At 67.9% G+C, this 14,268-nt stretch carries 8 protein-coding genes; all 8 read right to left on the bottom strand.

Annotated features, from left to right (window positions below; all coding sequences use genetic code 11):
• Nucleotides 1-53: 53 nt before the first annotated feature.
• Nucleotides 54-1,157, bottom strand: a complete 1,104-nt coding sequence (locus AC3A4E_RS13965; RefSeq protein ID WP_487632102.1) for a toxic anion resistance protein — start codon at nt 1,155-1,157, stop codon at nt 54-56.
• Nucleotides 1,154-1,897: a hypothetical protein gene (locus AC3A4E_RS13970; RefSeq protein ID WP_487632103.1), complete on the bottom strand. Its 744-nt coding sequence runs from the start codon at nt 1,895-1,897 to the stop codon at nt 1,154-1,156. The genes AC3A4E_RS13965 and AC3A4E_RS13970 overlap by 4 nt, the downstream gene beginning before the upstream one ends.
• Nucleotides 1,897-7,230 (bottom strand): DNA repair ATPase, encoded by a 5,334-nt coding sequence (locus AC3A4E_RS13975; protein WP_487632104.1) that lies wholly within the window; start codon nt 7,228-7,230, stop codon nt 1,897-1,899. Before AC3A4E_RS13975 ends, AC3A4E_RS13970 begins: the two co-directional genes overlap by 1 nt.
• An 81-nt stretch (nt 7,231-7,311) precedes the next feature.
• Nucleotides 7,312-9,315, bottom strand: a complete 2,004-nt coding sequence (locus AC3A4E_RS13980) for a flotillin family protein (RefSeq protein WP_487632105.1) — start codon at nt 9,313-9,315, stop codon at nt 7,312-7,314.
• 43 nt (nt 9,316-9,358) lie between these two features.
• A complete protein-coding gene (locus AC3A4E_RS13985; protein WP_487632106.1) occupies nt 9,359-9,985 on the bottom strand; it encodes a hypothetical protein in 627 nt (208 codons plus the stop codon).
• A 97-nt stretch (nt 9,986-10,082) separates the two neighbouring features.
• Nucleotides 10,083-11,006 (bottom strand): hypothetical protein, encoded by a 924-nt coding sequence (locus AC3A4E_RS13990; protein ID WP_487632107.1) that lies wholly within the window; start codon nt 11,004-11,006, stop codon nt 10,083-10,085.
• A gap of 137 nt (nt 11,007-11,143) precedes the next feature.
• Nucleotides 11,144-11,803 carry a ligase-associated DNA damage response endonuclease PdeM gene (gene pdeM, locus AC3A4E_RS13995; protein ID WP_487632423.1) on the bottom strand — a complete coding sequence of 220 codons (660 nt, stop codon included), beginning with the start codon at nt 11,801-11,803 and terminating at the stop codon, nt 11,144-11,146.
• 7 nt (nt 11,804-11,810) lie between these two features.
• Nucleotides 11,811-14,264 (bottom strand): ligase-associated DNA damage response DEXH box helicase, encoded by a 2,454-nt coding sequence (locus tag AC3A4E_RS14000; protein ID WP_487632108.1) that lies wholly within the window; start codon nt 14,262-14,264, stop codon nt 11,811-11,813.
• Nucleotides 14,265-14,268: the final 4 nt, after the last annotated feature.

The raw sequence follows: 14,268 nt of genomic DNA on the forward strand, positions 1-14,268 counted from the left end.
CGGCACGGCCCCCGACGCATCGTATCGGGGGCTTTTTTTGTCTGCTGCCGGCGTCAGACGCCTTCGGTCGGCGCCGCCAACCGCTTCTGCACGTCGTCGCGCAGGCGCGCGAGTTCGCCCTCCGCCTCGCGGCGCTGCTGCATGCCGTCGCGATGGATGCTGCGCACTTCCTCGACCGTCTGGATGAGCTGCTCGTGCACGTGGCGCAGCGTGCCGATGTCGATGACGGCACGCTGGTTGGCCTTCGCGGTCTCGACCGAGGTCTGACGCAGCAGGTCCGCATTGCTGCGCATCAGTTCGTTGGTGGCGTCGTCGATCGCGTTCGACAGTTCCACCGCGTTCTTCTGCTCGCCCAGCGACAGCTGGATCGCGAACTGCCGCTTCCAAGACGGGATGGTGATGTTGCGGACCGTGTTGAACTTCTCGACCAGCTGGATCGCATTGGCCTGGATCAGGCGGATCATCGGCAGCGACTGGTCGGCGGCGTGCTGCATCACCAGCAGATCGCCGACGCGCTTGTCGAGCAGGCGGACCGCATTCTCGATCTCCGCACGGCGCGTGCGCGACTGCGGATCTTCCGCACCGGCCAGCGTCGCCTGTTCGGCGGCCAGGCTCGCCAGCCGTTCGCGGCCCGCGATCACGTGCACGCTCAGCGCGCGGCGTTCGTCGAGCACCACGTCGTGCATGCGGTCGAAGTCCGTGATGCGGCGCGTCAGCAGATCCTGCTGGCGGCCGACATCGCCCATCAGCCGTTCGATCTGCTGGTTGGTGTTGCTGAATTTCTGCACCAGTTCGTCGCGGCCGGACCGCATCCTGTCGATCAGGCGTCCGAGCACCGGCACCTTGGAGCGGCCGGCGAAGCTGCCGAGATCGAGCGAGCGCGCGATCCGCACGACTTCGCCCAGCTTGTCGCCGGTCGCGTCGAGATCGCTGTTGCGCACCTGGTCGAGCAGCTGGCTGGAGAACGCGGCGGTCTTGCTCGCGGCGTCACGACCGAACACGTGCAGGTTGCCGGGGGTGATGTCCGCGAGGCTGCGGCCGACGACCTCGATGTCGGCGCGGTCGGCGGGCACCAGGCCCAGCGACTGCAGCGCGGCATCGTCGGTCACCGGCGTCGCCGACGGCACGTGCGTGGGATAGGCGGTGTCCTGGGTCATGCGTCGGTCTCCTTGGGCCTGGCGGCGCGATCGGGCGCGCGTCGGGCGAGTGTAGCGGTCATGGCGTCGAGTTCATGGGCGACATCGGCCTCGATGTCGGCGGCGGTCACCGCATGTGCGGCGCCCTGCGCGGCGCGCTCACCGACGGCGCGTTGCCGCCACAGTGGCAGCAGCACATCGCGGACGTTGCGGTAGTGCGCGAGCACGGCTTCGTGCTGCTCGGCGATCAGCTGCAGTTGCTGCGCCGACAGCGCATGCGTGGCGCGCACGGTGTCGAGGTGCTGCGCGCGGCGCAGCCGCAGATCCTGATGGACCTCGTCCTCGGCACTGCCGGCGCGCAATGCAGCCGCGGCCCGGTCCAGCCGGTCGAGTGCAGGTGCAGATGCAGCGAGACGCGCGCGATGCGCCGCGATGTCGGCGCGCAGCGCGGCGGCGGCGCGATCGGCGTCGATCAGCAGCACGCCCATGCGCGCACCGAGTGCTTCCGCATCGTGCTGCTCGATGACATCGCGACCGGTCAGGCGCGCGAGCAGACCGGCACGCGGCCGGCCACGCGACGGAAGCGCGGCGCGCATGGCGATGTGCAGATCACGCAACCGCGCGACGAGCGCGGCCGCAGGCGCGGCGTCGAGGGTGTCCGCGACATCGATGGCGGCCAGCTCGGCAATGGCTGAATCGCCATAGGCCGTGATGCCGGGCGCATCGGCGGGCACCGCGTCGATGTCGTCGCCGGTCGACATCAGGCCTGCGTGTCCGGGTCGGATTCGGCCGCGCCCAGACGATCGAGCGCGGCATCGAGACGCCGCTCGGCCGGGGTGCGTTCGCGGCGGCGCGCGGGCGTGCTGCTGTCGAGCGTCGTGCCGCGTGTACGCAGCCACTGCGCCAGCTCCGCGAGCGCGGCATTCAGTGCGGCCTGTCCGGCGACCGACTGGCCGAGCTGCGCGAGCAGCGGACCCGCCGTTTCGCGCAGCACCGTCTGCAGCTCGCCTGCCACTGCCCTTGCCGTGTCGTCTGGCCCGACCACCGGCGCCGGCTCGACAGGCGTCGGTGCAGCCGGTGCGCGCAGCCCGTGCAGCGCGGCCAGCAACTGGTCCCACGGCGCAGGTGGGACCGGCGTCTCGCTGCCCTGCCCCATCGACTGCAGGCCCGCGGCGATGTCGGCAAGCTGCGCAACGACGCGTGCGCCGGTGTCGGCATCCTCGCCGCCCATCGCCTTGTCGCGCATGAAGTCGCGCTTGATCTGGGTCCAGCGCGCGGCGGCTGTCTCGTCGAGCTTTCCGCGCAACTCGGCCAGCTTGAGCAGGTTCTCTTCGGCGCCGGTGGTCAGCAGTTGCGACTCGCCCATGTAGTGGTCGTCGAGCAGCTGTTCGAGCTCCGCGGCATTCATTACCGGCGAGATCTTCTCGGCCAGCTTGTTCATGTTGCGGTAGCTGCCCTGCAGCCGGAATGCCGGCTCGGTGCGATAGCGGTCGGCCTGCGCGGCGCTGGCGATGTACTGCTGGTTGACGCGATAAACGATCTCGCTGACCTGCAGCAGACGCTGCAGCGTCGCGGTGAGTTCGTTGACCTCGGCGCCGCTGTAGGCATGCGACAGGTCGTTGGTCGAGACGTCCTTGCCGGCGGCGCGTTCGGCCAGCAGATAGAGGTCGGCCATGTCGCGCGTCGCCAGCGGTGCGAGCACCGGATTGGAGGTCAGGCTGTTCTCGATGTAGCTGAGCTTGAATGAGTCCTCCATGCCGCCGAGCACGTCACCGAGGTTGTAGATGTCGGCGCGGTTGGCCAGCATGTCCGGAATCTTGAACACCTCGCCGGACTCGGTATATGGATTGCCGGCCATGACCACGCAGAACTTTTTGCCGCGCATGTCGTAGGTTTTGGTGCGGCCTTTCCACACACCTTCGATGCGGCGCGTGCCGTCGCACAGCGAGATGAACTTCTGCAGGAACTCGGGATGCGTATGCTGGATGTCGTCGACATACAGCATCGTGTTGCTGCCCATCTCCAGCGCGAGGTTGAGCTTCTCCAGCTCCTGGCGCGATGTCGCGTCGGGTGCCTGCGCCGGATCGATCGAGCGCACCTCGTGTCCCAGCGCCGGGCCGTTGATCTTCATGAAGACCAGGCCGAGCCGGCTGGCGATGTATTCCATCAGCGTCGTCTTGCCGTAGCCGGGCGGCGAAATCAGCATCAGCAGGCCCATCAGGTCGCTGCGCTTGTTCTCGCCGACCGTGCCCATCTGTTTGGCGAGGTTGTCGCCGATCAGCGGCAGATAGACCTCGTTGATCAGCTTGTTGCGCACGAACGAGGTCAGCGGCCGCGCCTTGAATTCCGACAGGCGCAGTGCATCGCGTTCGCGCGCGGCGATGCGCTGGCGCACCGTCTGATAGCGGTGGAACGCCGGCACGAATGCCAGCCGGTGCGCATCGAAACGCTGCAGGAAGCCGTCGAGCGACAGCCGCAGGCGGCCTGCGTGCACGCGCGGGTGCTCGCCGAGCAGGCCATTGACATCGGTGATCAGCGTGACCTCGCGTACCGCGTGCGGCAGCGTGTCGGCGGCAAGCAGCAGCACGATGGCCTCGGGCACGTAACCGGCCAGCGCCGCATGCGTCTCGCTCGCGCCGAGCGCGCCGAGCCATTGCGCGGCCAGTGACCAGCGCTGCGCCAGCGGTGCCGCCGTATCGGAGAGCGCGCGCTCGACATCGGCGGTGAGGCCTGCGCTGTCGAGCGCCTTGCGCAGCGCCTCGCGCAGGTCACGCGCGTAATGGCTGATGCCGAACGTCGGCGCGCCGTCGCGGAGTTCCTCGAACAGGTAATCGGCCGCGACCGGCGCGAGCGTGATGTCGAACGCCAATGCCTCCGCTTCGACAAACGCCCGGAGCGCATCGGCGATCTCGGCGCGCAATGCATCGACGCCGGCATCGGACGCGAACAGCGCGCGGATCGCACGTGCACCTGCGCTCCGCTCGGGCCACCGGTCGGCGGCGGTCCCGTCGCGGCCGAAGGCCCAGAACGCCATCGCCAGTGCACGCGCGGCCGGCTGCTTGGCCAGTGGGCCCGCCTGCCCATGCAGCGGCAGCAATGCGCGCAGGATCAGCGCGGCGTCGTGGTCGTGGATGCCTTTCTCGTAGCCTTCGCGATATCGCGGCGCAGCGAATGCGCGCACGCTGCGCTCCAGTGCATCGGGCTCGGGCAGTTCGCGCTGCAGCCGGTCGAGATCGAGACCCTCGCGACCTTCGATCGCGGCCTGCAGGACCAGGCCGGCGAGGTATTCGGCGCGGGCGATGTCTGGCGATTCGGAATCAAGCGTCACCTGCCAGTAGGGGCGCAGCGTTTCGAGCTCGGGATCTTCGATCGGCGCATAGAAATCGGTGCCGGTCAGATGGATCGACAGACCGTCGCCGCGCGGCAGGATCGTCAGGTCCAGCGGCTGCGTGTTCACGCTGAAACGATGCCGCGGCCCGAGACGGATCACCTGGCCGCCGCCCTCGAACAGATCGCTGCGGTCGCGCAGGCTGCGCACCGACTGGTCGCGTGCGGCCTTCAGGCGCGCTTCGACGTCGTCTGCCTTGACCGTATCGCGATAGTCGCGCAGACGCGTGGCGAGCTCGCGCAGCTTGAGGATCAGTGGATCGCCAGCGAAGAAGGCATTGAGTTCGTCGGCGGTCTCGAAACGCTCGGTGCGCCGCGGCAGGCCGTCAAGGATGCGCGCGGCGGCGTCGAACACGGCCTGCGCCTTGCGCTGGCGCGCATCGAGCAGCGACTGCTTGTGTGATTCGAAGGTCTCCAGCAGTTCCTCACGCTTGGCGAGGATGTCGCCGAGGAACTGTTCGTGCTCGCCGAACTGGCTCTCCAGTTCCTCGAGCTGGACCATCAGCCGCGACAGTTGCTCGTCGGCACGTTCGGGATCGGTGGCCAGCGACAGTGCGCCGGCAATCGCCTGGCCGAACAGTGCGAACTGCGCACCGAACTGCGCGACGGCCTCTGCCGAGCCGAGCGTGCGGCGGCGCTGGTCGGCGCGTGTGCGGGCCTGGTTGAGCCGCGCGTACAGACCGGAGATCGCATCGACGACCCGCGTACGCTCGGTCGCGTCATCGACCTTCAGCGTCGCCATCAGTTCCGACAGCATGTCGAGATCGCCGGACAGCGCCTGCATCTCGCCGATCGAGGTGGCCAACACCTTTGCGGTGGTCGCGGCCTGCGCTTCGGTATCCAGCACCTTCAGACGTTCGGACACCGGCTGCAGCGCACGTTCGCCTGCGAGGAAGGTACCGGTCGCCGCGCCCACGGTGTCCTGCGCGGCCTGCAGCGCCTCGCCCATCGCATCGATGGCGCCGGTGTCGACGTAGCGCAGCTCGCGGATCGTCAGCAGATGCCCGCGCTGCTTCGAGATTTCGTTCAGTGCCTCGACGAACTCTTCGATGCGGTTCCAGCTCTCGGGCTGCAGCCGGCCCAGCAATGCGCGATGCGCAGTCTCCGCCTCGCGCATCGCCGCATCGGACTGGCGCCGGATGCCTTCGACCTTCTCGTACTCGTCGAGCACCGATTCGCCGGTCGCAGCGATCTCGTGCAGCAGTGCGCCCGCGCCTTCACTGTCGGTGTCTTCCAGCCAGTGATGGGCATCGAACATGCGGCGGGTGTCGTGCACCAGCAGCTGGTAACGCTGCAAGGACACATCGCGGCCGTCGATCGTGCGCGCGAGATCGAGCAGGTTGGAAATGCCGCGCACCAGCTCCGGATTGCCGATCCGCCCCATGAAACTGTTGCCCACCGGCACATGCGCTGCGAACTCGTCGCTGGTGAACGGCGTCTGCCAGACCTGCATCGGATGCACGCGCGTGGGCGCATCGCCCTCGGCATGGAACAGCACCATGCGTCCGTCGTGCAGCAGCGCATAGCCATGTCCGAACACCGGGTTCTGCAGTGCGCGCTGGATGGTGTTGTAGACGAACAGCGCCGACCGCCCTGCCGCGCGGTCATAGAAGATGTACATCACGTCTTCGCCGTTGGGCGAGCGGATCGCGCGCTTGAACTGCATGCCGTCCATCTGCGCATCGAATGCGCGATGGTCACCGTTCTGCAGGTAATAGCCGCCGGGGAAGATGATGCCGTGGTCTTCGGGCAGCTGGACGCAGGCCTGCACGATGGCGTCGTTGCGGACGATCTTCCCGGTGATGGTGTTGTAGATCAGCCCGCGCCACTGCTGCTCTCTGTAGGGCAGCACCTTCAGCAGGATCAGCGTGCCGACCCTCGCGAAATCGAAGGTCGCATCGTCGATTGACTGGGTGCGGTCGTCGACCGGCTCGCTGTAGATGCCGGCGCCGGTTTCGGTGTTGTTCTCGACCTTGACGGTGAGATCGCCGCCGGTGGTCTCGACGAACAGCGTGTCGAGGATGTCCAGATGCGGATGACGGCCATCGACCGCGAGTTCGCGGGTGGCGCGGGTCCATTCGAAATCGAACGGCGGCGGCAGCGCGATGTCGCGCTCGCCGCGGGAATCGAGATAGGTGAGTTCGCCGGTGTTGGTGATCGACCAGCGGAACACGCGCACGTCGGTGCTGCGTTCGCCGATCTGGAACGCGGCGAGCAGCCGGCCCTCACGCACGATCAGCTGCAGCAGCCGCGCGTGCTTGTAATAGGCGTAGAGCTCGGTGAAATCGTGGACAAACCCGGGCTGAGCGAGGAACGTGCCAGCGTGGTCGACCGGCACCACGTCGTAGCCGCCGTCGGCCTCGACCAGCCGATAGAGGCCGAACACATCCTCGATCCGGGTCTTGCTCTTGAGCCCGATGTAGACGTTGTAGCCGAACAGCACCTGGTCGCCGGGAATCTGCACGATGTCGCGGCCGACGCAGTTGTTCTCGCTGCGGATGCGGAAGCGCCCGATCACCTCCATGCGGCTGTCGCCGAACTCGTCGAGGCGACGCGTATTGAGCGATTCGGCCAGCGTGCGCAGGCGCGTGCCCTGCTCTACCAGGCGCCGACGCAGCACCTCGTAGGCACCGCCGCGGGCGACCGCCTGGTCGATATGGGCGTCTTCGGGAGACGCCGACGCGGCGTCCTGGGGTTGTTCGGTCATCGGCTCACGATCCGGGCTGGCGCGGGCGCGTGATCAACACGCGCCCAGCGTTCGAGATGGCGACCTGGGCCGCATGCGGGTTCAGGCGGGATCGCCCTCGACAACGCGAGGCGCCGGCGTGCCGCCACCGCGCGCCGCAGGCAGCGCCGCGCTGGACACACCGAGATAGCGCTGCAGCAGATCCTGCAGGATCGGGCTCTTCTCGGTCAGCCCTTCGATCGAGCGGCCCAGCGAGACCGCCTTGACCACGTTCTCGAACATGCCGCCGTCGCCACCGATCAGATCGATGTCGGCGTTACGCAGTGCGGTTGCGATGACCTCGGCATTCTCCTTCGACACTTCCTTGCCGGCTTCGAACGCCGCCAGCGCCTGCTTCAGGCTGGTGTCCAGGGTCATGCGGAATTCCTCGTGTCCGCGCGCGGTATCGCTGAGCGCATCGATCGCGCCGAACTTCTTCGTCAGGCCTTCGGCCTCGGCGAACAGCTTCTTCTCGATCACGCTGGCCTCGGCCAGGCCCAGCGACTCGGTCGCCGTCGCCTTGGCGCGGCCCATCTGCTCTTCGCCCTGCGCGCGCGCGGCCAGTTGCTCGGCCAGCACCTTGGCTTCGGCGGCGCCCTGCTTGAGGTTGGCATCGGCCATCGCGTCGACCACGCGGGCTTCTGCGATGCCGACTTTCTCGATCGCCGTCGCACCCGCTTCCTTGACCTGCGCTTCGGCCAGACCCGGCGCGGCGCGCTCGGCCTGCACGCCTTCGGCGAGCAGCTTCTTGGCCTCGGCCTGCTTGCCGGACGCATCGAACTCGGCCTGCGCCAGCGTGGTGATCTCGACCGCACGGTGACGGGCCGCGGTCTCGCGCGCCTCGGCTTCCTTGACCTGGCGCACCAGCGATTCCTGCGCCTTGGCTTCGGCGTCCAGGATGGTGACCTGCTTCAGGCGGTCGGCTGCGGACACTTCGCGCAGTTCCTTGATGCGCTCTTCCTCGGCCGCGACGGTGCGGTCGATGGTGATGCGCTCACGGGTGATGTTGGCCACATCCATCAGGCCCTGTTCGACCACCTTGTCGCGTTCCACGCCCTGCAGCTGCACTTCACGATCGGTCGTGACCTGCTCGAGCTTGCGCGCGCGCTCGACGCGCTCGGCCTCGATGGCGACGGCGCGCTGGCGGTTCTGGGTGGCGACTTCGACTTCACGCAGCCGGTTCTCCTCGCGGATGTCGATCAGCTGCTGCGCTTCGATGCGCGCGTTCTCCGACATCTGGCGCTGCTCTTCCTGCACCTTCTGCGTCTCGGCGGTCTCGCGCGCCTGGATGGTGTCGATCTCGCGCTTCTGCCGCGCCTCGGCCTCGGCCTGCTGGCGTTCGAGCGCCAGCGTCGCTTCGCGGGTCTCGACGTTCTTCTTGGTGATCGCCAGGCGCTCGTTCTGCTCGAGTTCGTTGGTCACCACGTTCTGCGAGGCGGTCAGCTCGGTGATCTTGCGGATGCCCTCGGCGTCGAGAATGTTGTGCGGGTCGAGCACGTTCTTCGGCGTCTGCTCGAGATAGTCGATCGCGACGTCCTCGAGCACATAGCCGTTGAGGTCGTTGCCGATGACCGCGATGATCTCGTCGCGGAATTCCTGGCGCTTCTCGAACAGATCGGTGAAGTCGAACTTCTTGCCCACCGTCTTCAGCGCTTCGGAGAACTTGGCGTTGAACAGCTCGTCGACCGCGTGCTTGTCCGACGCGCGATCGGCGCCGAGCGCCTTGGCCACGCGCAGCACGTCGGCCTGGGTCTCGTTGACGCGCAGATAGAACGCGACCGCGATGTCGGCGCGCATGTTGTCGCGGCAGATCAGGCCCTCCTTGCCGCGGCGATCGATCTGCAGCGTGATCAGGCTGATCTTCATGTGCTCGGCGCGGTACAGCACCGGGATGATCAGCGCGCCGGTGAAGTGCACCTTCGGCTGTGCGCTCATGTCGTTGACGATCAGCGCGGTGCCCTGGTCGACCTTCTTGTAGAAGGCCTTGAACAAGCCCGCGATGCCCAGCAGGGCGACCAGCAGCACACCCAGGCCGATCAGGAAGGGGGCGATCGTGGCAACGCTCATTGCAGCTCCTTGCACATGAGACCCGCGGGCGCGGGCCGAGGGATCAAAGGGTTCGGTACTGGGTTTCGGGCAGCACGCGCCAGGCGTGCGTGGCGGCGTCGAAGTCGACGAGCACCACCCGGTCCCCGCGACGCAGATCGGCGCCGGCATCGGCGCGCACCTGCAGGATCAGGCCGGCACCGCCGTCGTCGACATCGGCCATGCCGACGTGCTCGGACACCAGCGGTGTCCGCACCACCGCGACCTGTCCGAGCAGCGACTGCTGCGCCGGCGTGCGCCGCGACAGCAGCCACAGACGCACCGGGCGCAACACGGCCGATGCGATGAACACCGACGCGACGAACGCGACCAGCGCGACGCCACTGCCGACCAGCCAGCGCAGCCAGCCGGCGAACTGTCCGAGGACGAACAGATGCACGAAATACGTCAGGAACCAGGCGATGAAGGCGACCAGGGTGACGACCAGCATCAGCGGCAACCGGTCCAGACCGAAGCGGCCGAGCATGCCGGCCAGGCCATTGGTTTCGCCGAGTTCGACGGCATCGAGGCCGTCCAGATCGAGGTCCACGAGACCGGTGGCCGCGAGCAGCCAGTAGATCGTGCAGAACGCCAGCACGATGCTGTACACGAGCGTGGGATAGCCCAGCGCCGTACTCACGAACTCCGCCATCTCCGGTTTCCGCTCCCTGTGGCAAGCGCGTATGCGCCCGCTCCCCATCCATCATTCCTATCATGCCAGCGCGACAGGCCACGGCGCCATCGGAAGCTCAGTTGGTGGACACCAGCGCACGCGGTCGTGACGGCGTGCGGTACTCGATCCGGATCTCACGATGGCCGTCGGACACCTCCGGCTCGACAGGTGTTTCGCCGATGCAGCCGGGAAAGCGTTGCCTGTGCATTGCCATTCCTGCTTCGGCAAGCGCCTGCGCAGCGGGGTCATCCGCATCCAGCGACAGGACGCGTCCATCCGGCGTCAGCACGGCACGGCGCATCCCGTCATCGTTGTCGATCCATGCGACGCCCCCATCCGCCAGGGTCTCGCCAGATGCGATCACGTGGATCGGGAGCGGAAGGGCGCAGTCGCCCGTGCTCTGTATCGCGACGTCCTCGAACAGTGCGTCCACGAACGTATCGAGAAGCTCGCCGACGAGACCATCGCCCTCGTCCACCGGGCGCGAGTACCTGCCCTTGATGAAATGGAGCTGGCGCAGCCCGATCGTCATCGCAGTGTCGTAGCGACCCGAGGTGCGTTCGATCCAGCCGGAGGCGCTCCTGACCTCACCATCGGCGCTTTCGGGCTCGACACCCTGCAGTGCGATCCGACGCGCACGTATCGCGTCGAAGTGTACCGCGACGAAATCCTGCCGCCCGACGAGCATGCCGATGTCCGCGATGGACCCCTGCATGTGCGCGTCGAGCAATGCGGTGTCGGCCTGCCCGACCGGATAGAAGAACACATCGATCCAGCCGGGCGTCGCGTCCCGCGCGTAACGCACCGAGATGCCGAGTTCAGGCTGCTCAAGACGCTTTTCACCCTGCGCTTGCCAGCCCTGCACCGTAAGCGGATACACGATGCGGGTTTCGCGCAGATAACCGCCGAGCAGCGATGTCGGCGCGTCGTCATCGGCGGCGATGACGGTTGACGGGAGTGCGGCTGCTACCAGCAGCGCGAGACACGCCAGTACAAACACACGTGAACCTGTCTGATTCCGATCCGGCGCCATGCAGACCTCCACTGTCCTGTAGCGATGCTAACCGGATCGTGCCGTGCCGGACCCATCTGCGACAGGAGCTGCCGGGCACCGGTTGGCATAGCACGCGCGTACGGTCAGCCCGACACGTCGACCACGATGTCCGGTGCGCACGCGAACAGACGCGTGCCGGGCTCGCGGTCGACACGCCAGCCGCCAGCGAAGGCGGTGAAGGCAGGCAGCACGCCGGCCGATTCGCCGAACAGGAACGCCGGCAGGCGCGGCACGCCCGGCAGGCGGACGACGGGATGCAGATGGCCGCCGAGCCGGTAACCCCTGGCATCCGCGCCCTGCACCGGATCGTGGACGAACAGGAACGGGGCGAACGACAGCGCGTGGCCATGCAGATGGATACCGAGCGCATCGGCGGCAGCCGGACGCGCGGTGAGTGCACGATCGTGATTGCCGCCGACCAGTTCCACCGACAGCGCCTGGCGGCCCGCGCGCCAGTGCATCCACGCATCGCGCCAATGCGCGTCGGTGACGGCTGCATGCAGCAGATCGCCCAGCACCAGCAGGCGCGTGGCGCGGGTCTGCGTCATCAACGCGTCCAGCCGTTCGAGGTCGTGTGCCGTGCCGCCCTTGGGCAACGCAATACCGGCGCGGCGGAAATGATCGCCCTTGCCAAGATGCAGGTCGGCGATCGCGAGCAGCGACATGCGCGGCCACCATAGCGCGCGGTCGGCCAGCAGCACCACTGATTCGCCGGCCAGCGTGATGCCGAGACTGCCGGGCACCGGCACCTCAACCACGATTGCGTTTCTCCAGCTGCGCGGCAGCGCGCTGCACGCGCGTGCGCCAGTCCTCGGTGCTGAGCTGGCCGCGCAGCGACTCGGCCCACAACGGAAACGACATCGGCGTGAACGTCTTGAGCGGATGCAGTGCGAGCGTGCGCGCGCTGCAGTCTTCCAGCGTCTCGCGCAGTCGCACGACTTCTAGCTGCGCGGCGAAGACTTCGCGCTCGGCCAGCGCCAGCAGCATGTGGTCGGGATCGTGGCGGCGCAGCACGTCGAACAGCAGACCGCTCGACGCCTGCACCTGCCGCATCGAACGCGGCGCGCGACCCGGCAGCGACGGCGGCAGCAGACCGGCGACGCGTGCGATGTCGCGGAACTGGCGACGTGCGAGTTCGGCAAGGTTGAGGCTCTCGCGCAGATCCTCGAGCAGCGATTCCGGCGTCAGCAGCGCAGCAATGTCGTCGACATCGAGCTCGACGTCCTGCGCGGGCGACAGCACCAGTCCGTAGTCGTTGGCCGAGAAGGAAAAGCTGTTGGGATGACGCCGTCCCCAGCGCAGCGACCACAGCGCGGCGAGACCCTCGTGGACCTGTCGGCCGGCGAAGGGATACAGGAACAGATGCCGGCCGCCGCGCACGTGGATCCATTCCACCAGCAGACGGCCCGGCGCCGGCAGCGCCGACAGGCGCTGCTGCAGATCGAGCAGACGCCCGATCGCGCGCAGTTCCGGCACGTCGCGCGGCGCTTCGAACAGGCGCTCGACTTCGTGCGCCAGCGTGCCCGACAGCGCCATGCGCCCACCCGACCATTTCGGCACGGTGCCGCTGCCGGACTTCGCCACGCGCACATACGCGGTCATGTCTTCCAGCCGCACGAGTTCCAGCGTGCGTCCGGCGAACTGGAATTTGTCGCGCGGTCGCAGCCGGCCGATGAAACTCTCTTCCACCGAGCCCAGACCGCCGCCGCGCATCAACTTCACCCGGACCGAGCCATCGCTGGCGATGGTGCCGATCGACAGGCGATGGCGCAGCGCGATGCGCCGGTCGTCGACGCGATAGACGCCGTCCTCGTCGCGCACGACGCGGCGGAACTCGGGATAGTGCGCGAGCGCGGTACCGCCCTGCACGATGAAATCGAGCACCGCGCGCCACGCGGTGTCGTCGAGTGCGCGGAAGGCGTGGGTGTCGCGTACCTCCGCGAGCAGCGCATCGGCCTCGAAGCCGCCGCCGAGCGCCAGCGTGACGCAATGCTGGGCCAGCACGTCGAGACTGAGCACCGGCGGCGGTCGCGATTCAATGGTGCCGGCGGCGACCGCGGCACGCGCGGCGGCGTATTCGACGAGTTCCAGCGCATGCGTCGGCACGCAGACCACGTGCCCCGCTTCGCCGGGACGATGCCGCGCGCGGCCGGCGCGCTGCAGCAGACGTGAGACACCTTTCGGACTGCCGATCTGCAGCACCTGGTCGACGGCGGGGAAATCGACGCCCAGATCGAGACTGGACGTCGCGACCACGCAGCGGATGCTGCCGTCGCGCAGGCCGTCTTCGGCGGCAGCGCGCAGCTTGGGATCGAGGGAGCCGTGGTGCAGCGCCAGCGTTTCGGGCGCTTCCGGCCACACAGCATTCAAGGCGCGATGCCACAGCTCGGCCTGCGAACGCGTGTTGGCGAACAGCAGACTGGTGCGCTCGGCCATCAACCGTTCGAGCACGCGCGGCAATTGCGCCAGACCGAGATGACCGCCCCATGGGAAGCGCTCGTCCTCGCCGGGCAACAGGGTGTCGAGCGTGAACCGCTTCGGCGCGACGCCGGCGATCAGCGGCGCATCCGGCAGATGCGGCAACAAGGCGTCACGCGCTTCGTCCAGATTGCCGAGCGTCGCCGAAACGCCCCAGATCCGCAGTGCAGGATTCAGGCGACGCAAGCGCGCGAGCGCCAGCTGCAGCAGCACGCCGCGCTTGTTGCCGAGCAGTTCGTGCCACTCATCGACGACGACGCATTGCAGCTGCGACAGCTGCGGCGCCATGTCGGCGTAGGACTGCAGCAACGACAGCGACTCGGGCGTGGTGACGAGCACATCAGCCTGCCCGCTGCGCGCGAGGCGCCGGTCGCGCGCGCTCGCATCGCCGGTGCGCATCGCCACCACCCAGTCCAGCCCAAGCGCTTCGATCGGCGCCCGCAGTGCGCGCGTGGTGTCGACCGCGAGCGCGCGCAGCGGTGTGATCCACAGCACCTTGAGGCTGCCGGGCGGCCGGGTTGCGGGTCGCTTGCGCAGTTTCGATGGTGCTGCGGCACGCGGTGTGGACGCGAACGCTTCGAGCAGCGGACCGCCGATCGCGGCCAGCGTCTTGCCGCTGCCGGTCGGTGTCTGCAGCAGGCCGGATTCGCCGGCGAGATAGCGCTTCCAGACCTCGCGCTGGAACGGTGCCGCCGTCCAGCCCTGCGCTTCGAACCATTCGCGCATCGGC

The sequence above is a fragment of the Luteimonas sp. Soil_N_1 genome, assembly GCF_057656255.1.

What these genes read in the sequence shown, in the direction of transcription:
- AC3A4E_RS13965 (WP_487632102.1), bottom strand. Translation starts at nt 1,157, where the DNA reads ATGACCCAGGACACCGCCTATCCCACGCACGTGCCGTCGGCGACGCCG.
- AC3A4E_RS13970 (WP_487632103.1), bottom strand. Translation starts at nt 1,897, where the DNA reads ATGTCGACCGGCGACGACATCGACGCGGTGCCCGCCGATGCGCCCGGC.
- AC3A4E_RS13975 (WP_487632104.1), bottom strand. Translation starts at nt 7,230, where the DNA reads ATGACCGAACAACCCCAGGACGCCGCGTCGGCGTCTCCCGAAGACGCC.
- AC3A4E_RS13980 (WP_487632105.1), bottom strand. Translation starts at nt 9,315, where the DNA reads ATGAGCGTTGCCACGATCGCCCCCTTCCTGATCGGCCTGGGTGTGCTG.
- AC3A4E_RS13985 (WP_487632106.1), bottom strand. Translation starts at nt 9,985, where the DNA reads ATGGCGGAGTTCGTGAGTACGGCGCTGGGCTATCCCACGCTCGTGTAC.
- AC3A4E_RS14000 (WP_487632108.1), bottom strand. Translation starts at nt 14,264, where the DNA reads ATGCGCGAATGGTTCGAAGCGCAGGGCTGGACGGCGGCACCGTTCCAG.